This is a genomic window from Azospirillum sp. ST 5-10, assembly GCF_051225715.1.
GTDB lineage: Bacteria > Pseudomonadota > Alphaproteobacteria > Azospirillales > Azospirillaceae > Azospirillum.
In genome coordinates this window covers 84019-101916 of record NZ_JBPJSP010000014.1, presented here as the reverse complement: position 1 = coordinate 101916, position 17898 = coordinate 84019, and the positions used below count along the sequence as shown (strand labels likewise).

Annotated in this window: 23 protein-coding genes and 1 pseudogene; 14 read left to right on the top strand and 10 right to left on the bottom strand. The window is 68.4% G+C overall.

Annotated elements, in window-relative coordinates:
- Window positions 1-71: 71 nt before the first annotated feature.
- Window positions 72-707 carry a glutathione S-transferase family protein gene (locus ACSBPG_RS17050; RefSeq protein ID WP_435538392.1) on the bottom strand — a complete coding sequence of 212 codons (636 nt, stop codon included), beginning with the start codon at window positions 705-707 and terminating at the stop codon, window positions 72-74.
- Between the two features lie 112 nt (window positions 708-819).
- Between ACSBPG_RS17050 and ACSBPG_RS17045 the strand changes: the two genes are divergently transcribed.
- The 5 genes and pseudogenes from ACSBPG_RS17045 to ACSBPG_RS17025 all read left to right on the top strand — a co-directional run bounded on the left by ACSBPG_RS17045 (window position 820) and on the right by ACSBPG_RS17025 (window position 3856).
- Window positions 820-1725 (top strand): LysR family transcriptional regulator, encoded by a 906-nt coding sequence (locus tag ACSBPG_RS17045; protein WP_435538391.1) that lies wholly within the window; start codon window positions 820-822, stop codon window positions 1723-1725.
- A 333-nt stretch (window positions 1726-2058) separates the two neighbouring features.
- On the top strand, window positions 2059-2553 hold the full coding sequence (locus ACSBPG_RS17040; protein WP_435538390.1) for a hypothetical protein: 495 nt from the start codon (window positions 2059-2061) through the stop codon (window positions 2551-2553).
- Window positions 2546-2806, top strand: a complete 261-nt coding sequence (locus ACSBPG_RS17035) for an anti-sigma factor family protein (protein WP_435538389.1) — start codon at window positions 2546-2548, stop codon at window positions 2804-2806. Before ACSBPG_RS17040 ends, ACSBPG_RS17035 begins: the two co-directional genes overlap by 8 nt.
- A 220-nt stretch (window positions 2807-3026) precedes the next feature.
- Window positions 3027-3285: pseudogene (locus ACSBPG_RS17030) on the top strand (IS3 family transposase); the annotation flags it as partial.
- Between the two features lie 160 nt (window positions 3286-3445).
- Window positions 3446-3856: a hypothetical protein gene (locus ACSBPG_RS17025; RefSeq protein ID WP_435538388.1), complete on the top strand. Its 411-nt coding sequence runs from the start codon at window positions 3446-3448 to the stop codon at window positions 3854-3856.
- 225 nt (window positions 3857-4081) lie between these two features.
- On the opposite strand, the gene ACSBPG_RS17020 is transcribed toward ACSBPG_RS17025, so the two are convergent.
- The 4 genes from ACSBPG_RS17020 to ACSBPG_RS17005 form a co-directional block, all read right to left on the bottom strand.
- Entirely contained in the window at window positions 4082-4246 is a 165-nt protein-coding gene (locus tag ACSBPG_RS17020; protein WP_435538387.1) for a hypothetical protein, read from the bottom strand.
- Between the two features lie 132 nt (window positions 4247-4378).
- The gene (locus ACSBPG_RS17015; RefSeq protein WP_435538386.1) at window positions 4379-4579 is read right to left on the bottom strand and encodes a hypothetical protein; all 201 of its coding nucleotides are present in this window, start codon (window positions 4577-4579) and stop codon (window positions 4379-4381) included.
- 443 nt (window positions 4580-5022) lie between these two features.
- Window positions 5023-5388, bottom strand: a complete 366-nt coding sequence (locus tag ACSBPG_RS17010; protein ID WP_435538385.1) for a hypothetical protein — start codon at window positions 5386-5388, stop codon at window positions 5023-5025.
- A 311-nt stretch (window positions 5389-5699) separates the two neighbouring features.
- Window positions 5700-5984, bottom strand: coding sequence for a hypothetical protein (locus tag ACSBPG_RS17005; protein WP_435538384.1), 285 nt, complete (start codon window positions 5982-5984; stop codon window positions 5700-5702).
- A 76-nt stretch (window positions 5985-6060) separates the two neighbouring features.
- Between ACSBPG_RS17005 and ACSBPG_RS17000 the strand changes: the two genes are divergently transcribed.
- The 7 genes from ACSBPG_RS17000 (at window position 6061) to ACSBPG_RS16970 (ending at window position 10873) form a co-directional block, all read left to right on the top strand.
- Complete coding sequence (locus ACSBPG_RS17000) at window positions 6061-6270, top strand: cold-shock protein (RefSeq protein ID WP_435538383.1); 210 nt, start codon at window positions 6061-6063, stop codon at window positions 6268-6270.
- A gap of 116 nt (window positions 6271-6386) precedes the next feature.
- Entirely contained in the window at window positions 6387-6533 is a 147-nt protein-coding gene (locus ACSBPG_RS16995; protein ID WP_435538382.1) for a hypothetical protein, read from the top strand.
- Between the two features lie 358 nt (window positions 6534-6891).
- Window positions 6892-7437, top strand: coding sequence for a hypothetical protein (locus ACSBPG_RS16990; RefSeq protein WP_435538381.1), 546 nt, complete (start codon window positions 6892-6894; stop codon window positions 7435-7437).
- A gap of 299 nt (window positions 7438-7736) precedes the next feature.
- Window positions 7737-8270: a pentapeptide repeat-containing protein gene (locus ACSBPG_RS16985; RefSeq protein ID WP_435538380.1), complete on the top strand. Its 534-nt coding sequence runs from the start codon at window positions 7737-7739 to the stop codon at window positions 8268-8270.
- Between the two features lie 322 nt (window positions 8271-8592).
- A complete protein-coding gene (locus tag ACSBPG_RS16980; RefSeq protein ID WP_435538379.1) occupies window positions 8593-8808 on the top strand; it encodes a hypothetical protein in 216 nt (71 codons plus the stop codon).
- A 57-nt stretch (window positions 8809-8865) separates the two neighbouring features.
- A complete protein-coding gene (locus ACSBPG_RS16975) occupies window positions 8866-9024 on the top strand; it encodes a hypothetical protein (protein ID WP_435538378.1) in 159 nt (52 codons plus the stop codon).
- Between the two features lie 121 nt (window positions 9025-9145).
- A complete protein-coding gene (locus ACSBPG_RS16970; RefSeq protein ID WP_435538377.1) occupies window positions 9146-10873 on the top strand; it encodes an SLC13 family permease in 1728 nt (575 codons plus the stop codon).
- A 15-nt stretch (window positions 10874-10888) separates the two neighbouring features.
- Here ACSBPG_RS16970 and trhA read toward each other — a convergent pair whose 3' ends face one another.
- Both trhA and ACSBPG_RS16960 read right to left on the bottom strand, forming a co-directional pair.
- Window positions 10889-11560, bottom strand: coding sequence for a PAQR family membrane homeostasis protein TrhA (gene trhA / locus ACSBPG_RS16965; protein ID WP_435538376.1), 672 nt, complete (start codon window positions 11558-11560; stop codon window positions 10889-10891).
- A 198-nt stretch (window positions 11561-11758) separates the two neighbouring features.
- Window positions 11759-12907, bottom strand: a complete 1149-nt coding sequence (locus tag ACSBPG_RS16960) for a sensor histidine kinase (RefSeq protein ID WP_435538375.1) — start codon at window positions 12905-12907, stop codon at window positions 11759-11761.
- 440 nt (window positions 12908-13347) lie between these two features.
- On the opposite strand from ACSBPG_RS16960, the gene ACSBPG_RS16955 reads away from it, so the two are divergent.
- On the top strand, window positions 13348-15105 hold the full coding sequence (locus tag ACSBPG_RS16955; protein ID WP_435538374.1) for a methyl-accepting chemotaxis protein: 1758 nt from the start codon (window positions 13348-13350) through the stop codon (window positions 15103-15105).
- Window positions 15106-15173: 68 nt separating this feature from the next.
- On the opposite strand, the gene ACSBPG_RS16950 is transcribed toward ACSBPG_RS16955, so the two are convergent.
- Genes ACSBPG_RS16950 through ACSBPG_RS16940 form a run of 3 tightly spaced genes read right to left on the bottom strand, consistent with a single transcriptional unit; the run spans window position 15174 to window position 17261 of the window.
- Window positions 15174-15806 (bottom strand): DUF6064 family protein, encoded by a 633-nt coding sequence (locus tag ACSBPG_RS16950; RefSeq protein ID WP_435538373.1) that lies wholly within the window; start codon window positions 15804-15806, stop codon window positions 15174-15176.
- Entirely contained in the window at window positions 15806-16750 is a 945-nt protein-coding gene (locus tag ACSBPG_RS16945; RefSeq protein WP_435538372.1) for an aldo/keto reductase, read from the bottom strand. Before ACSBPG_RS16945 ends, ACSBPG_RS16950 begins: the two co-directional genes overlap by 1 nt.
- 31 nt (window positions 16751-16781) lie before the next feature.
- Entirely contained in the window at window positions 16782-17261 is a 480-nt protein-coding gene (locus ACSBPG_RS16940) for an AAA family ATPase (RefSeq protein ID WP_435538371.1), read from the bottom strand.
- 148 nt (window positions 17262-17409) lie between these two features.
- On the opposite strand from ACSBPG_RS16940, the gene ACSBPG_RS16935 reads away from it, so the two are divergent.
- Entirely contained in the window at window positions 17410-17856 is a 447-nt protein-coding gene (locus ACSBPG_RS16935; protein WP_435538370.1) for a CBS domain-containing protein, read from the top strand.
- The last annotated feature ends 42 nt before the right edge of the window (window positions 17857-17898 follow it).

The following is a 17898-nucleotide window of genomic DNA, read 5'->3' as shown; positions in this document are numbered from 1 at the left end:
CGAGACCCGATGGTGACGCGTTGACGGAAGGACGGCGGGTGAGGCGGTGGCGCCCGCCGCCGCCTCTGCGCTCAGGCCGCCGGCGGGACGGCCGACCGCGGCATCGCCACGAAGCCGGGCAGCGCCTCGACGCGGGCCAGCCACGCGCGGATGTTCGGATGGCCGTCGAGCGGCACCCCGCCCTCGGGGGCATGCGCGGTGTAGCTGTAGATCGCCACGTCGGCGATGGTCGGCGCGTCGCCGGCCAGGAAGGCGCTGCCGCCGAGATGCCGGTCGAGCACGGCGAAGAGCTGGGCGGCGATGGCCTTGCAGCGCTCGTGATCCAGCTTGGCGCCGAACACCGTGACCAGACGGGCCGACGCCGGGCCGGCGGCGAGTTGCCCGGCGGCGACGGAGAGCCAGCGCTGCACCTGCGCTGCGGCGGCCGGGTCGCGCGGCAGCCAGCGCCCGGACTCGTCGTAGCGGCTCGCGAGATAGACCAGGATGGCGTTGCTGTCGGCCAGCGTCACGCCGCCGTCCTCGATGACCGGCACCTGGCCGAAGGGGTTCTTGGCGAGGAACTCCGGCCGCTTGTGGGCCCCGGCCGCGAGATCGACGTCGACCGGTTCCACCGGCAGGTCGAGGAGCGACAGCATCAGTTCGACGCGGTGCGCGTGCCCGGACAACGGATGGCGGTACAGGCGGATCGGGGTGCTCGGCTTGGCCATGATTCGGTCTCCCGGTGCGGGTGGTTGCGGTGGAAGACAGCCTAGCCATTTCGCCAGGAGTCGATAATCGCCGGTGTTGACAAAGCATCATTCCAGAATTTGAAATGGTGCCATGGACCATCTGACCGCGATGCGGGTGTTCGTCGCTGTGGCCGAGGAGCGCGGGTTCGCACCCGCGGCGCGGCGGCTGGCCCTGTCGACGCCCAGCGTCACGCGCGCCGTGGCGGCGCTGGAGGACCGCATCGGCGCCCGGCTCCTGCACCGCACCACGCGCATCGTGCGCCTGACCGAGGCGGGCGCGCGCTACCTCGGCGACTGCAAGCGCATCCTGCATGAGATCGCCGAAGCCGAAGCCTCCGCCGCCGGCTCCCACGCCGAGCCGCGCGGCGAGCTGACGGTGACGGCGCCGGTGATGTTCGGCCGCCTGCACGTGGCGCCGGTGCTGTTCGACTTCCTGGAGCAGCACCCGCACGTCACGGCGCGGCTTCTGCTGCTCGACCGCGTCGTCGACCTGCTGGAGGAGGGGATGGACGTGGCGCTGCGCATCGGCCGGCTGCCGGACTCGGCGTTGCGGGCGGTGCGCGTCGGCACGATGCGACAGGTCGTCTGCGCCGCGCCGGACTACCTGGCGCGCCGCGGCGTGCCGCGGCGCCCGTCGGATCTGGCGGCCCTGGACGTGGTCGAGTTCTCCCCCGCCGGAACGTGGCGGGACTGGGGGTTTCCGTCGGGAGCCGCGGCGGAGACGGTGACGCCGCCGGCCCGGCTGGTGGTCAACACCGCCGATGCGGCGGTCGCGGCGGCGGTCGCCGGGCGTGGGCTGACGCGGGTGCTGGCCTACCAGATCGCCGAAGACCTGCGGGCCGGCCGGCTTGCCGTCGTCCTGGCCGACTTCGAGCCGCAGCCGCTGCCCGTGCACCTGCTCCATGCCGAGGGGCGGCGCACCTCGGCGAAGGTCCGTGCCTTCGTCGACCACGCCACGGCGCGGCTGCGGGCGGCACTCGCCGAGGGCTTGGGCTAGAGCGGGATCACTCCAGGTGGAATCACCTGGAATATGAATCCCGCTTTAACCGAATCCTGCTCGACATCGGCGAGACCGGAGGCGGCACGAAGCTCGGCATCCGCGAGATGCCGCTCGGATCAAATGCGACGGCGGGCGATCGTCGGCTTCGGCCCCCATTGCCTGAACCGGTACGGCGAGGTGCCATGGTCCGCCATGTTCCGGAAAATCCGCCTCCTGATTGTCGACGCCTCGAGTTTGCACCCTCTGCGTCACACCGATGTGATATGTTGAGAAAACGGCACGGCAGCGCTCGGAGCGAAAACCATCTCGTCCCGCCGCAAAGGAGGAGAGATGGCATCAGTATCAGATCTCAAACAGTTCATTCCAAATCTACGTTGCTACTCGCGCGCTCTGACCGGGAACTGGCAGCGCGCCGATGACTTGGTTGAGGTGTGCTTGCAATCCGCCACGAAAAATTTCATGGCCGTTCCTCATAATAGCGTGCACACTTGGCTGTTCTCCCTGCTGCACGATGCGATCGTTCGGGAAGCTGCGAGCGGTGAACTGCCGCGGAAGGCGTCTGTCCTGGCACGTGATCCACCCAGCGACACTCACGTCGCAGACAGCCGGGAACCCGGACTGCAAATGGCCTTTCGCGCGCTTGGCTTTGCGCAGAAGGCCGTTCTCTTCCTGATGGCCATCGAGGATTTCTCGGATCAGGAGGCGGCGATCATCACGCGGATGACGGTGCTCGACGTCCGACAAGCCCTTCGGGAGGCCCTCGATCAACTCAACGCCTTGCCCTTGGGTTTCCTCGCCCTCAGGGGGGAGGAAGCGGATGAATGAACAGACACCGATCATGTCTCGTCAACATCTGGACGATTACGTCGCCGGAAAACTCGACGCGGCGAGCGTCGAACTCGTGGAAGCCTATTTGGCCGACAATCCCGAGGTTGCGACGAAAATCCGGCAAGACCAAGCGGTACGGGAACGTCTGCGCAAGATGTTTGCCCCGGTTCTCGCCGAACCGATTCCTGAGCGCCTGCTCGAAATCCTCCGGTCGGTTCGGGTCAGAATCTCGCGCTCGGGCAGATCTTGAGGGACACCGAGCGCTCGAGCGTCGTGTCAGGTGGCGTCGATGATGGAGAGAAGACCCTCTGGCCGATGCGGCCTGGTCAGCGGACCCGATCCACGCGCCTCGATCAGCGCCCGCTTCCCGGGTGGGAGGTCGCCTGCCGTGACAACCACCGTCACGTTCCCGGGACAGCCGCGATGACCTCTGGAACCTCGTCCGCTGCATGTCGACCGAGTGCGTCGGGCGCCTCGCCGAGGCCGGCGGCGCGCCGTTGGCTGGCAGCGTCTGCGACAGCGACGAGCCCCGAAGGGCCAGCGCAGCTACAACGCCTTGGCCGAGACCATCAACGGCCTCGACAAGGCCGACCGGTCCACCGCCGCAACCCCTGGCGCAGCTTCGACGCCGTCGCGTTCGCCGCCCGGGAATGGGTGGACCGGTCCAGCCACCGGCGCCCGCTCGCACCCATCGGTGACATTCCTCCCGCCAGGGCCGAGGCGCACCATCATGATCAAACCGGGAACATCGCCATGGCGTCGTCACCCAGGCCAAGTGACCTCCGGGAAAACGGGCGCGGTTCACATATTTTCTACCGATACGACGCTGACGTTTCAAGGATTCGTGATATATCTTTGGACAGAAACACAAGCGCGAAGGGAGGACGACATGCCGCTGCGCGCTGAATACACTCTGCATCAATCGGACTTGACTGAGTTCCTGTCTGCCCCGGTGTGGGAGGAAAGGAATGGAGCCGCGCTCAGCGTGCTCTCGGCGCTGGCGCGGCTCGACATCGACCCTTGGGCAGAGGCGGCCCGCTTGGCGGCGTTGCCGAGAGACGCCGCAGCTTCGGCGCTCGCCGTCATCCTGCGCCGGCTTCCCGAACAACGGCCGGAAGCGCCAGATACCGCGGAAATCGCCGATCGCTTGGTTAAGCTCCTGCCAAAGGGCGGATCAGCAACGACGGTCGAGGGCATCGCCGGCGGACCGATTCGCCCCAGGGATGCCACCAACCGCTGGCTTCTCCTGGTAATCGCAATCACGCTTCTTGCCTGGGCGCTCGTCGGCTTCTGGTCCTGAAACAGCCTTCGGCCGTTCGGTACCCGGTCCGGACCGAAGACCGGCTATACGGGTCCGCGACGGGCCGGAAGCGCCCCGGCTCCCAATTCCCGGCCGGGAGGGGACGGAGCCTCGCCGAACTCTGGAACGGCATGCCCACGCAGCGGTCCGCGCGCCTTCGGCCGCTGTGGAGCGCCGGCACGGTGACCGGTTCCGCGGATGCGATGCTTGCGAGGTTGGTCCCTGTTAGCTGACAAGCATCCATGTTACGACGGTGGCGACGCCTATCACGACGCCAACCAGGCCGACCTCGCTGAGCCGCTCATTCCGATACAGGGTGATGCACACCGCGACCACCGAGGCGGCAGCAATGAACAGTCCCATCTGGGACGGATTCATAGTGTCGCCCATGGATTATCCACTCTTTCCGGCCCGCTTCAATGGACACCGACCTCTTGCCTGCGAGTGCTTACGGCGAGGGGCCTTCTTCGGACTTCAGCACCCGGCCCGTCATGGCCGACATCAACTTGGGAATTGACCACATCATCTGGAAGGCGTGTTTCGCCACACCTCGTAGCCCGTGATCGTCAACTTCCAGATCCCGGGCTCCTGCGATCGCGTCACGAGGCCGAGCGTCTCGCATTCGTCGGCGAGCCAACCCGGCACATCCCGCGACAGCTCGAACGTGTCGGGATGCGCGGTCCCGAACCAGAGCCTCTGCACGCGCGTGTGTACGGATGCCATATCCTTGGTCCTTCATGATCGACTCGTGGAGCGCGGGGTCGGCAGCAGGTCCATTCGTTGCGCCACCCTTGGCAAAGCCGACGATGCGAGCACCAAGGTGGGCGGTGGATGAGGGCATGCTCTCGACCGCTGCTGGGGAAAACCGGAATCGCATGCCAAGGCGCAGTCACCGTTCGTCCGCCACGCGGGCCATGCCCTGCTCTTTGCCAAGGAAGCACCACCGGGAGGGAGACACCTCGGGACTTCGTGTTCCCGCCGGGGCGCATGCCCCGGCAGCCGCGCTCACCCGTTGCCGCGACGAGCGAGGCTTACGGCGGCGGAGCGGCCGTCGGCGTTTGTGACCGGCCGGGCACCGCACAACGGGACCTGCCCCGCCACGGGCGGTGCACCGCCGGGACTGCGATCCGGTGCGCGCGACGGCAACGGCCGGGGAGCGAAGGAGTTCATGGGCGTGACTTCCGGTGGGAGGGGATGCCGTCTTGCTCGATCGGCGTCGAGAGTTGGGCGAGGGCCATTCTCAGCCAGGGATCGCGGATGGTGCGGTCACGGCGAGACCAGGGGACGTTCGTCGTGTTTCCCGCTTCGTAGAGGCTCTGTGCCAGTTCCTCGATCGCTATCCGCCCCGCGATCTGACTCTCTTGTGCGACGCGCTCGCGGCCGGTGTCTTCCGCCCTGATGCGGTACTGACGTTGGCCGCTTTCCGCAGGCAGCAGGCGTTCGACACGGTGGGCCGCCGTCGGCGCGCCACGTTTCACCTCCGCTGCGGCGAAGTGTACGATCTGTCCGACATGGTACTTCGGGACGTCCATGGAATGGCCTCCGACGATCAGACGGTGATTGCAGATGGTGACGCCTTTCGGCGTGTCTGCGAGGAGCGCGTCATGGACGGACCGGCCGGCCATTTGTGCCTGCCGGCCATTGCCGCCTGATCCACGGGCAACATCGCCGGCGCCGTCTCCGCTGCCAAGGCACAGGAGTCGGTGCAACCTTCGGCGTTGAACGAGAGAACGCTCTGATCGTTTTCGGCCGGTGGGGGGAGCGTTTCGACCGCGTCCATGGTTCGTGCCTTTTCGACGTTGCCAGTCCGGCGCCGCTCGCAGCCACCGGGATATGGACCGAATCAAAAGTATTGCAATTGACGATTCGGAACCCACGGAAAATATCCGCCGCATTCCCTACCCAAATCAGGGTCGCTATCCCGTTGTTTTTTATTGCCGAGTTCACATAAAGCGCCGCGGAAAAAAGGTTCCGAATTCCCGATCACGCGCCTTAAAGAACATTCTCCCGCATATGATCCGAAGAAAGAATCTTGAATGGCGGGATGGATTTTTGCCGTTCCAGTCCCCATGTTCGGTTGATCATGCTTCTTCGGTCGTCCAGCCGCATCGCCCTTGAGAAACGACACCGCTGCACTTCCTTGGATAGGCAATGATGCACCTCGCCAATGGCGGGGTAGCCACCCATCTCACAGGAGAACAGCGATGTCTATCGGCACCGTCAAATGGTTCAACAGCACCAAGGGGTACGGCTTCATTCAACCGGAGAACGGCGGCGCCGATGTCTTCGTCCACGCCTCCGCCGTCGAACGCGCCGGCATGCGAAACCTCGACGAGGGTCAGAGGGTGTCTTATGAGGAGATGCATGATCCGAAGCGGGGCAAAAGCTCGGCCGAGGACCTCAAGTCGGTTTAGGCGGACGGATTGGCCCCGGGAAAGCGGCAACGGGACATCCGCGGCCGCTTCCCATGCCGCGACCGACCAATGTCGCGCCCCGCCCTCGGACCTTCCCTGACATCCGGAGACCGTCGATGACCGTGCCACTGCCCACATCGGCCGCTCCGCACCCGACGCGCCGGGCCGTTGTCGCAGGATACCTCGTGCCGCCACTGGTGATTCCCGTTGTCCTCCTCCTCGCCGTGGTGCTGTACGCATTCATCGGTGCGCCCGCGGGCTGACCGGACCGCGGCGACGTCGCCGGAAAGGCTCCGTCATGGCCGGTGGGAATGGAGCGGCGCCGAAGTACGGGCTTCGTTGCGAAACCGGCGGCTGGACGGTGATCGGCCTGCGCGTCCCGCGCCGTTGCGAACTCCCGCCGGAGGGACGACAGGCGGCCGATGGGCCGATGGGCGGCCGATGGGCGGCAAGACGTCGCCGAGATCGATGGATGCCGGAACACGGTGATCGCTTCCAGCCTGCGATGCAGACTGTCCACCAACGACCTCTACGGTCGAGGATCATCGTCCAAAATCAAGGACAGGGGCCGCTCGTGATTGATCGGGCGCGCGGACTTGCTGCCCGGAGCGGAGCACCGCCGTGACCACCAGGACAGAACTTTCATTCCTCGTCGTGCAGACGCGTGCCGGTTGGGTTGTGCAAGCGGATGGATTCGCCTATCCGCCTTGCACCGATTTCGCCGGTGCGTTCGCCTGCGCCGTCGGCGAGGCCAAGGCTGCCGGAGATCTCGGTTTCGCCAGCGCCGTTCTGGCGCAGACGGCCGCGGGCCATCCCTGTTCCGTGCGATGGACGTACGATGACGGCGATGCGCGGCACGCCGGCGCCGGGACAGACGAAGCCACGCCGACGCCCCGCGTCCTTTCCGACGCGGCGAGATCCAACACCCAGTCCGTTCGCGCAGGCGCCCCCGCTCTCCCGTTGCCCCGCTCCGGTCCGGAGACGGCGGTCTATGACTACGCCATCGACGAGCGAACCAGGTCTTGGATGGTCGTTCATCTGGCGTCCGGCGACGTGGCGCGCCTCAACGGCGTGCCACAACAGGACCTGACGATCGATGCGGCCGACGGGATGGCGGCCCTGATGAACCGCATCGCATACCGTGAACCCGTGGCACAGGAGGGATGATATGGACGATTTCCACGACGGCAGGGCCACGCACGCGAAGACGTCCGTCACCACGGTCGGAGGGATGCCACCGCAGGGAGCCGACGTGTTGCGCGAACGCCTGCGATGGGCGGCCGCCGAACGGCGCTGGTGCCCTTCCCTCAGCCCCCCTCCGCCGCCGACCACACCGCCTGTCGGTCGGGGGATCTTGCCGTCCGGCGCCCAACTCACCCGGTTCACCGAGGTTCGCGCGGTCGGCCCGTGCTGACCCGATGGCCGTGCTCCCCCTGGATACGCCCCCGCCTGTGAAAGGGAACGTCATGCCGGACCACGCCGACCGCCCTGCCGTTGATCGTCCTGCCGCCGCAGGGCGAAAGTGTTGGACAGCCCAGGCGCTCGACGCGGCGCTCGCTTCGCACCGCGAGTGGCTGGAGAGCGGAGGAACGCTGGGCGCACCGGCCGACCTGCGCGACGCCGACTTGTCCGGACGGTCGTTCTGGCGCGCCGATCTCCGCCGGGCACGGCTCGACGGCTGCGATCTGAGCGGTGCCGATCTCGACCACGCCGATCTGTCCGGGGCGTCGCTCGCAGGGGCTTGCCTCGAGCGGGCATCCTTCTGGAGCGGGCGGCTTAGCAGGGCCCAGCTCGCCGGTGCGGTGCTCCGGAACGCCAATCTCGACCACGCCGACCTGTCCGGGGCGGATTTGTCGGACGCCGACTGCGCGGGAGCGCGATTGTGGGGAACGCGGTTGCAGGGCGCCGACCTGCGCACCGCGGTCGGCCTGACGGACACCTCGCTCGCCGATGCTTCGCAGGACCGGGCGACACGCCTTCCAATCCGACGGGAGGAATGAGGCATGGCACGCGCGCACTATCTCGTGGCGGAGCGGGAGAACGGATGGTTCATTCTCCTGGAGCGGACGCGCTACGGCCCTTTCCCCGGGGGACAGGCCGCGGCCCTCACCGCCGCCGTGCAAGCCGCACAGCAGGCCGGCAAGGATGGCCACGAGGCCAGTGTCCGGCTGCGCGCCGTGGATGGCCGTGTTTGCACCGCCTGGGCGTTCGGCAGCGACCGCTATCCGCCGACCTGGGTCGAGGACCTGCGGCTGCAGACGCCCGTCCCCCGAAGGGCTCGGACCATCCCGGACGTCCTCGCCCCGCTGCATCGGAGCCGACATGATCGACCGCGAACTGTTGAGCCGTTACCACGCGGCCTTCGGTGAGACCTTTACCGTGATGCTGTGGGCGCAGCGCCCCGGAGACGCGGTCAACGGGCTGATGCGGTCCGCGCTCGCCGGGAACGGCCCACCGGTCACGGACGAGCGCGTCGCCGCCGGACTGGTCGCACGGTCGGCGGACGGCTCACCACCGCACGGAGACAGCGGAGCGTGAAGGGTATCGGACCGCGGCAGCAATGCCGCCGCCGGCCCGGATACGCGGAGCGGAACCATGTCGACCGTGATCGCACCGGTGCCGGCGCTGGTGCCCGTGCCCGCCGACAATGACACGCCGCTCGGGTTCGCGTGGGCGGAGGGACTGTCCCTTCCGTTGCAGAACGAGCAGGATGGCGAGCTCACCGAACGGCCGTGGAAGGCCGAACGGTGCTGAACGCCGCCGGCTTCTGCCGGGATGACCGCGGGTCGGCGATCAGTCCATTCAAGCACAATCGAGGCGCCCTCTGACGATCGATCAGGTCCTTGCCATCGGCATCATCATCGGTCTGGTGGCGATGTTCGTTTGGAACCGGCTGCGTTACGACCTCGTTGCCCTGCTCGGACTGATGCTGGCCATGGCGGTCGGCGTCGTTCCACCCGATCGGGCCTTCGTCGGCTTCAGCGATCCGGTGGTGATGATCATCGCATCGGCGCTCGTCGTCAGCTCCGGGGTGGGAAAGTCCGGCGTCATCGGGCGCGTCATCCGGGGCCTGGAACCGCACATGCGCACACCCGGACAGCGGGTCGCGGTGCTGACGGGCAGCGTCATGGTCCTGTCCGCCTTCATGAAGAACATCGGCGCCGTGGCGATCTTCCTGCCCATCGCCGTCCAGGTTGCGCGGCGCAGCGGGACGCCGGCTTCGAAGCTGCTGATGCCCATGGCCTTCGGATCGCTGATCGGCGGCGGCGTCACCCTGATCGGCACGTCGCCCAACATTCTGGTATCGCGGGTGCGCACTGAACTGGTCGGCGAGCCGTTCTCCATGTTCGACTTCGCACCGGTGGGCGTGGGCATTGCGGCGGCCGGCTTCGCGTTCCTGGTGTTCGGCTGGCGATTGCTGCCGGGCGGGCGCCGGGCGCCGGTGACGCCGGCGGCGGCGTTCGACGTCGGGCCCTATCTTTCCGAAGCGCACCTGCCCGCCGCCTCTCCCCTGGTCGGCAAGACGGTGGCCGACTTGGAATCGCTCGGCGAGGGCGACGTCGCCGTGGTGGCGATCATCCGTGAGGACGAGAGGCGCTACAGCCCTGCCGGGCATTGGACTCTGTTTGCCGACGACATCCTTGTCCTGCAGAGCGATCCCCATGCCTTGCGGGCCATCCTGGCGGAGGCGAAGCTGGACCTCGTCGGCGCCGACAAGGGTCTCGTCAAGGGCCTGCCGGCCAACGGCATCGGAGTCGTCGAAGCCGTGGTGACGACCAGCTCGCCACTGCTCGGCTGTTCGCCCGCCGAGCTGGGACTGCGCCAGCGGCATGGCGTGAACCTCCTTGGGATCAGCCGGCACGGCGAGCGCATCGTCACCCGGCTCCGGCATCTCCGTTTCCAGGCCGGCGATGTTCTCGTTCTGGCCGGAAGCGCCGAGGTCATGTCCGAAACGCTGCGCGGCCTCGGTTGCCTGCCGCTCGTCGACCGCGCAACCGGCCTTGAACGCCGCGGTCGGGAGTATCTGCCGCTCGCACTTCTGGCCGCCGCCATGGCGGCCGTGGCGCTCGGCCTGGTTCCCGTACCGGCGGCCTTCTTCGGCGCCGCCGTCCTCATTGTGCTGCTCGGCGTCCTGACCCTGAAGGAGGCATACGATGCGCTTGAACTGCCGATCCTGGTGCTGCTGGCCTGCCTGATCCCGATCAGCGACGCCCTCAGCGGCACCGGCACGGCTGCGCTGATCGGCCGAGGACTTGCGGATGTCGCCGGCGCCCTTCCCCCCGCCGGAGCCGTTACCCTGGTCCTGGTGACGGCCATGGCGCTCACCCCTTTCCTCAACAACGCGGCGACCGCGCTGATCATGGCGCCGATCGCCGCGAGCTTGGCTCAGACGCTCGGGATGAACCCGGACCCCCTGCTGATGGCGGTGGCGGTGGGGTCCGCATGCGATTTCCTGACGCCGATCGGACACCAGTGCAACACACTGGTGATGGGGCCGGGCGGATATCGGTTCGGCGACTATTGGCGACTCGGCCTGCCGCTGTCGGTCATCGTCGTCATCGTCGGAACCGGCCTCATCCCCCTGGTGTGGAGCGTGCGGTGAGGGCAGGTGCGGACCTCAGGGGGACGAGGCGAGGACCACCGCCGCGAAATGGCAGCCTGCCGCGGTGACAACGAGCGCATGCCAGGCTGCGTTGTGGTAGGCAACCGCGGTCATGAGATGAACCGCGCTTCCCAGGGTGTACAGCGCGCCACCGGCGAGCACCAGCGTCAGGATGGGCGTTGCGAGGGAGGCCCACACGGACGGCGCCAGAACCACGACGGCCCAGCCCAGTCCGAGATAGAGGGCAAACCCGAAGCGCTCGAAACGCCGCGGGAAGGCGACCTCGAGCACCATGCCGGCGAGCGCGACGCCCCATGCGACGAGGAGTCCCTCGCCGCGCCCGCCGTCGCGCGACAAGTGCCGGATCGCGAACGGCGTGTAGGTGCCGGCGATCAGCGCATAGATCATCGCGTGATCGATGCGCCGCAGGAGTTCCTTGCGCCGCCCGGCAGGGGCGAGGTTGTAGAGCGCCGAGGTCAGGAGCGTCACCGCCAACGTGCCCGTGTAGACGACCAGGGACAGCAACTCGACGCCGGGCAGGCAACAGGCGCGCTTCGGGACCATCCAGAGGGCACCGAGCCCGGCGCCGACGATGCCCACGGCATGGATGACCGTGTCGGCCAGCCGTTCGCCGGGTGAATAGACCGGGAACGTGCAGGTCTCGCATGGACGCCTGGTGCGTGGCACGGGATGAATCCCCATCAGCGCATGGCATCGGCACGGGGACAGGAGACACCGCTCCGGGCGCTCCGGTCGCCCTCCATCCGAGCCCGGCTGTCGACCGGCCGGGTCAACGTGCGAACCGGCCCCGTGCGGAGGGCGCCGCGCTGCCGATCGCGGCCGAAGCCGAAGCCGCCATTCCGCGGTGGTTTCTGCGTCATTGGCTTAGAACTTGAACCTGATCGTGAGACGGGTGCCGCTGTCGCCGTCCCAGACGGCGTCCGCTTCGATCTGCCCGGCGAGCCCCTCGATCAGCGTCATCCCGGTGCCTGTTTCATTTCTTTCCTTTGGAAGCCCCTTGCCATTGTCGCACAGCCTGAGACGGGCGGCGTGCCGGCCTTCCTGATCGAGCTTGACGCCGATGATCCCGTTCCCGTTCGCGAAGGCGTGTTTCAGGCTGTTGGTGATGAACTCGTTGACGATCAGCCCCAGCGGCATGGCGAGGTCGCCGGGAACCATGATGACGCTCTCGACCTCCGTCCACAGCCGGATCGCCGTGTCCCGGTTGCCCTGGAACCGGAGCAGGCTCGCGCTCAGCTCGCCGATGTAGATGCCGAGATCGATGCGATCGATCTCTCCCGTGGAATAGAGCTTGTCCTGGACCAGGCGCATCGTTTCGATCCGATTCCCGATGGATTGAAGTTCCCGACGGGCGTCCTGCGTCCTGGCCCTTGCCGATTGGATCGCGATGAGGCCGGTGATGACCTGGAGGTTGTTTTTCGTCCGGTGTTGCAGTTCCCGGAAGAGCCGGTTCTTTTCCTCGACGGCCGCTTCGAGTCTGGGAAGCAAGTTCAGCCGCTCGACCGACGACGCGAGGAGATTGGCATAACCTCGGAGGAAATCGATATCGCTCTGGGTGAAGGCCCGCGGCCTGCGGCTGTCGACTTGGAGGATGCCGTAGGGCGGCTGCCTCCCCGAGCCGAAGATGGGAACGTTGACGAGGGAGCGGACACCGTGCTCCCGAAGGAAATCGGGGATCGTGAACCGCTGTTCGCCCTCGACGTCCAGGCAGACGAAGGGTTCGCCGGTGTCGATCGCCCGGCTTTCCGAGGATCTGGGATGCACCGGAATCGTGAGGTGGCCGACGATGCCCTCCTTCCAGCCCACACCCGCCCGCACCAACAGGGTGCCGCCATCGGATTGCATTTCCATGATCTTGACGAGGTCGGCGTCGAGGCCCCGGCTGACCAAGCGGCAGGCCTCCTCGAGAATGTCCTGGAGGCTGTCGGCCTTGAGGGCAAAGCGGCCGAAGTCCGCCAGTACCGTCCTTTGATCCTCGAGCTCGCCTCGGCCCGCTTCAGGCTCAGCGGTCATGCACGTACTCCGATGTCTCGGCGGCCCGTTCCTGCATTGCGGACGGCCAGCGCCGTGGTTGCCGACAGGGCGAAGCGCATTCCCGCCGCGGCCATGGGATCTCGTCGAAAGCCCGCGGCGGAAGAAACGTATAATTCTATGACAAGAACAGCTTTATACTTCCACGGCGCGTCCACAGGCATTGAACCAAGGCCGCAATCATAGCAGGCCCGATGGGAAACGGCGAACGGACATTTCCACCGCTCATCATTTTATCCTATCTGTTCTGGCGCCTAATTTTATATAATACCATCGGAATATACAAATGCATACATATTGCGTCAAACAGTCGCATGTCCATGAACATGGGTGTCATGCGATTATTTAAATATAGATTGATGTTGATGTTCCGGTATTTTCTTCTCCACATCTCTGCCATACCCCTGGGAATAGTCAGCGCCATGAAAATTCTCACCCGCCTGAAGCTTCGGACCAAGCTCGCGCTTCTGCTGGGGCTGTCGATCGTCGCGATGGTCACCATTGGCGCTGTCGGAGGCATGACGCTGCACAAGCGCATGCTGGACGACCGGATGGACAAGTTCCGCGCCATCGTCGCGTCCGCCATTTCGATCGCGACCGGCCTCGAGGCGCGAGTCGGTGCGCACGAGATCCCGCGGGAGGAGGCGATCGAGCTCTTTCGCCGGGACATCCACGCCATCCGCTTCGACGGCGGCAGCGGCTATTTGTCGGTGATCGATACGGGCACCGGGGAGGTGCTCATCCATGGCGTCAACCCGAAGCTGGAAGGGAAGCCGTCGGCCATCGACACCGCGACGAAGCAGCCCATCTCCCGGCTGGTCTCGGAGGCCGTGCGCACCGCCGACGAGGGCTCGGCGAGCTACATGTTCCCGCGGCCGGGCGAGACCGAGCCGCTTCGCAAGATCGTCGCGGTCGGCAAGTTCTCGCCCTGGGGCATGGCGATCTACGGCGGCGCCTACATCGACGACCTGGAAACCGCGTTCAACGCCTCCCTCCTGAACATGGGTGCGGCCGGCGGCGCCACCCTGGTGGTGACCCTGGTCGCCGCATGGCTGATAAACCGCGACATCACCGGCTCGCTCGGCAGGCTGAAGGGCGCGATGGATCGGCTGGTGAAGGGCGATCTCGCGACCGCCGTCCCCGGCACGGACCGGCGCGACGAGGTCGGCGGCATGGCCGCCGCGGTGGTCGTGTTCAAGGACAGCATGATCGAGACCGGACGGCTGCGCGCCGAGCAGGAGCAGGCCAAGCGCCGGGCGGACGCCGAACGAAGGGCGTTGCTGGGCACGCTGGCGGACGACTTCGAGAGCGGCGTGCGCGGTTCGCTCGATGCGCTCGCCGCGGCGTCGACCGGAATGCGGGCGATCTCGCAGAGCATGTCGGCGACGGCCAAGGAGACCAGCACGCAGGCGACCACCGTCGCGGCGGCGGCCGAGCAGGCGTCGACCAACGTGCAGACGGTGGCGTCGACGACCGAGGAGCTTTCCTCGTCGATCTCCGAAATCGGCCGTCAGGTCAACGAGGCGACCAGGATCGCCGGGCAGGCGGTCGACGAGGCCGACCACACCAACACGACCGTGCAGGGCCTCTCGGCGGCGGCCCACAAGATCGGCGACGTCGTCAAGCTGATCAGCGACATCGCCAGCCAGACCAACCTCCTCGCCTTGAACGCGACGATCGAGGCGGCGCGCGCGGGCGAAGCCGGCAGGGGCTTCGCCGTCGTCGCCTCGGAGGTCAAGTCGCTGGCCAACCAGACCGCCGTGGCGACCGAGGAGATCGCCGCACAGGTGGCGGCGATGCAGGGCGCGACCAGCGAAGCGGTCGAGGCGATCAAGAGCATTGGCGGCACCATCGGCGCCATCAACACGATCGCCACGGCCATCGCCTCGGCGGTCGAGGAGCAGGGCGCCGCGACGCAGGAAATCGCGCGCAACGTCCAGGAGGCGGCGCGCGGCACCCAGGAGGTGTCGAGCAGCGTCGTCGGCGTGAACCATGCGGCCGCGGAGACCGGCACCGCGGCCAACCAGGTGCTCTCCTCGGCCGAGGATCTCGGCCGCCGGGCGGAGACGCTGCGCGCCGACGTCGGCAGGTTCCTCGCCAACATCCGGGCGGTCTCCGACCGAGGCGAACGGGAAGCGACGGAGGGCGTCGCGAAGGCCGGCGGTTCGGCCGCGGCATAGGCGCGGCCCCGGGGGCCGGGGACCGGGGTCCAACACCCGGGCCCGCCCGGACCTCCGCTCCGCCGGGCTCAGCCGCGGTGCCGGGACGCGGTCGCCGCGACGGCGAGCGCCGCCGCCACGACCGCCGCCGTCCAGGGCAGCGGTGCGCCCATGGTCGACAGGGTGGCGCCGCTGGCGAGGCACCACAGCACCGGCACCGCACAGGCCGTCGCCGCCACCCGCCCCGGCGTCAGCAGCAGGAGCCCCAGGGTCGCGACGGCGGTCGGGTCGGGGGCGATGCCGAACAGCTCGGCGCCGCTCCACGGCCGCCCCAGCAGCGGCGCCAGCAACGGGTAGCCGAGGACGGCGAGGGCGATCAGCCCGTTGCCGACGCCGCGCCGGAGGCGCCCGACCCGGTCCGGGTCCGGGCGGACGAAGGCCAGCAGCAGCGCCTCCAGCGCGAAGGCCGGGGCGACGTAGGAAGCGGCCCAGTTGACGGTGGCGTAGCGTTCCCAGAAGAAGCTCCAGCCGACGAACGCCCACAGGGCGGCCAGCGCCAGGGCGGCCCAGCGCCCCGGCCGCAGCGCCATCGCCAGGCCGAGCGCCAGGGTCAGCAGCGGCAGCGGCCAGACGGCGGCGTTGTGCAGCTCGAACAGGCGCCAGTAGACGCGCTCGGAGAACAGCAGGAAGTCCTCCGGCCGGTAGGTCCACCACGCCGCCATCACAGGTCCCGCAGATGGGTGGCAATGCGCTCGCGCAGCGCCGGGTCGGGCGGCGGCCCGGCGGCGGCGGCCAGGTTCTCGCGGACATGGTCGACGCGGGTGGTGGCGGGGATGGCGACGGTGACCGCGGGATGGCCGAGGATGAACGCGAGGATGAGCTGCGCCCAGCTCGCCGCCCCCGCGTCGGCCGCCCAGCCCGGCAGCGGCTCGCCCCGCAGGCGGCGGGTCAGCGCCCCCTGGCGGAAGGGGCGGTTGACGATGACGGCGACGCCGCGCTCCTCGGCCAGCGGCAGGATGCGCCGCTCCACCTCGCGGTCCAGCGGGTTGTAGGTGACCTGCACGAAGTCCAGCGGCCGCGACCGCATCACCCGCTCGAACAGGTCGTGACGCCGCCCCTCCGAGGTGGTGATGCCGACGTAGCGCAGCTGTCCCGCGGCCTTCATGGCGAGCAGCGTCTCCAGGTGCTCCTCCCAGGCCAGCAGGTTGTGGACCTGCATCAGGTCGAAGCGGGGCACCCCCCACAGGCGGCGCGATTCCTCGATCTGCCCCGGTCCGGCGGCGGGCGAGGAGATCCACACCTTGTCGGCGGAGAACAGGGTGGGCGGCCGCCCCAGCGCCGCCAGCCCGTGGCCGATCACCGCCTGGGAGGAGCCGTACATGGGCGAGGAATCGATCATCCGCCCGCCGCCGGCGAAGAAGGCCTCCATCACCGCCGTGCATTCCGCGCGCAGCGCCGGATCGTCGCCGACGTTGAAGGTGATCCACGACCCCAGGCCCACCGCCGGAACCGTTTCGCCGGTCGAGGGGATGCGCCGCAGGGCCGGCGCGGCGTCCCGGGAGGCGTTCCGGGCGACATCCTGGGCGGCGGCCGGGCCGGCCGGCAGCGCCCCGGCGGTGCCCGCCGCCAGCAGGCCCTTCAGCACGGTTCGCCGGGTCGTCGTCATGGCAGCCTCCAAAGGGATCGGGTCGGCACGGTCACGGGCGCACCGCGACGACCCGGTCGAACTCGCCCGGTTGCGGCGGCACCCAGTCGGCGCGCATGCGGGCGACCTGCCAGGGCGGCACCGCCGCGCCGCCCGCCGCCGCCCGTGCCGCCAGCCGGCGGTGCAGCTCGGCGTCGGGCGTCTCGAACACCACGCCGACCCGCTCCCACCCCGCCGGCACCCGCGACAGCACGCGGCGGCGCGCCTTGGGCGTCATGTTGGTGGCGTCGGCCACCACGTCCACCCCATGCGCGAAGGCCTCCCCCAGACGCCGCCGGTACTCCCTGTCGATCGCCTTGGCGAAGCCCGCCCACGCCTCGCGGTAGCCGATGCCGCGGGCGGCGGCGATCTCCTCCACCACGTCGTCGCGCGACACCGCCACCGCCGGCGGAGCGCGCCGCGCCAGCAGCGCGCGGCGCCACGTCGTCTTGCCGCTGCCGGGCGGCCCCATGAGGAGGTACAGCGTGGGCATCGCCCTTGTCGACAGGCGGGCCGCGGCGATGTCGCGGCCCGCCCGCGGGGACGGAAGCCGGCACGCCCTGTTGAGGGGGACGGCGGCGGACCGCGCGCGGCCCGGCCGCCCTCCACACACCACCCTCGACGGACCCAAGGAGGTTCCGATGCGTGTCAACGAAGCGATGACCCGCGACGTGCGGATCGCCAGCCCCGACCAGAGCATCCGCGAGGCCGCCAGCCTGATGGCCGAGATCGACGCCGGCGCGCTGCCGGTCGGCGACGGCGACCGCCTGGTCGGCATGATCACCGACCGCGACATCGCCATCCGCGCCGTCGCCCAGGGCAAGGGCCCCGACGCCAAGGTGCGCGACGTCATGACCCAGGACGTCAAGTACTGCTACGAGGATGAGGACGTCGACCACGTCGCCCGCAACATGGGCGACATCCAGGTCAAGCGCCTGCCGGTGGTCAACCGCGACAAGCGCCTCGTCGGCATCGTCGCGCTGGGCGACGTCGCCATCTCCCAGGGCGCCGGCACGGCCGGCAAGGCGGAGACCGGCATCGCCCGGCCGGGCGGCGCGCACAGCCAGACCGGCGGCCCGCGCCGCTGAGGCGCACCGGCGTGTCCGGACCGCCCCGGCGGTCCGGACACG

Coding starts and splice junctions, on each gene's coding strand:
- ACSBPG_RS17050 (WP_435538392.1), bottom strand. CDS start 707: ATGGCCAAGCCGAGCACCCCGATCCGCCTGTACCGCCATCCGTTGTCC.
- ACSBPG_RS17045 (WP_435538391.1), top strand. CDS start 820: ATGGACCATCTGACCGCGATGCGGGTGTTCGTCGCTGTGGCCGAGGAG.
- ACSBPG_RS17040 (WP_435538390.1), top strand. CDS start 2,059: ATGGCATCAGTATCAGATCTCAAACAGTTCATTCCAAATCTACGTTGC.
- ACSBPG_RS17035 (WP_435538389.1), top strand. CDS start 2,546: ATGAATGAACAGACACCGATCATGTCTCGTCAACATCTGGACGATTAC.
- ACSBPG_RS17025 (WP_435538388.1), top strand. CDS start 3,446: ATGCCGCTGCGCGCTGAATACACTCTGCATCAATCGGACTTGACTGAG.
- ACSBPG_RS17020 (WP_435538387.1), bottom strand. CDS start 4,246: ATGGGCGACACTATGAATCCGTCCCAGATGGGACTGTTCATTGCTGCC.
- ACSBPG_RS17015 (WP_435538386.1), bottom strand. CDS start 4,579: ATGGCATCCGTACACACGCGCGTGCAGAGGCTCTGGTTCGGGACCGCG.
- ACSBPG_RS17010 (WP_435538385.1), bottom strand. CDS start 5,388: ATGGACGTCCCGAAGTACCATGTCGGACAGATCGTACACTTCGCCGCA.
- ACSBPG_RS17000 (WP_435538383.1), top strand. CDS start 6,061: ATGTCTATCGGCACCGTCAAATGGTTCAACAGCACCAAGGGGTACGGC.
- ACSBPG_RS16995 (WP_435538382.1), top strand. CDS start 6,387: ATGACCGTGCCACTGCCCACATCGGCCGCTCCGCACCCGACGCGCCGG.
- ACSBPG_RS16985 (WP_435538380.1), top strand. CDS start 7,737: ATGCCGGACCACGCCGACCGCCCTGCCGTTGATCGTCCTGCCGCCGCA.
- ACSBPG_RS16980 (WP_435538379.1), top strand. CDS start 8,593: ATGATCGACCGCGAACTGTTGAGCCGTTACCACGCGGCCTTCGGTGAG.
- ACSBPG_RS16975 (WP_435538378.1), top strand. CDS start 8,866: ATGTCGACCGTGATCGCACCGGTGCCGGCGCTGGTGCCCGTGCCCGCC.
- ACSBPG_RS16970 (WP_435538377.1), top strand. CDS start 9,146: ATGTTCGTTTGGAACCGGCTGCGTTACGACCTCGTTGCCCTGCTCGGA.
- ACSBPG_RS16960 (WP_435538375.1), bottom strand. CDS start 12,907: ATGACCGCTGAGCCTGAAGCGGGCCGAGGCGAGCTCGAGGATCAAAGG.
- ACSBPG_RS16955 (WP_435538374.1), top strand. CDS start 13,348: ATGAAAATTCTCACCCGCCTGAAGCTTCGGACCAAGCTCGCGCTTCTG.
- ACSBPG_RS16950 (WP_435538373.1), bottom strand. CDS start 15,806: ATGGCGGCGTGGTGGACCTACCGGCCGGAGGACTTCCTGCTGTTCTCC.
- ACSBPG_RS16945 (WP_435538372.1), bottom strand. CDS start 16,750: ATGACGACGACCCGGCGAACCGTGCTGAAGGGCCTGCTGGCGGCGGGC.
- ACSBPG_RS16940 (WP_435538371.1), bottom strand. CDS start 17,261: ATGCCCACGCTGTACCTCCTCATGGGGCCGCCCGGCAGCGGCAAGACG.
- ACSBPG_RS16935 (WP_435538370.1), top strand. CDS start 17,410: ATGCGTGTCAACGAAGCGATGACCCGCGACGTGCGGATCGCCAGCCCC.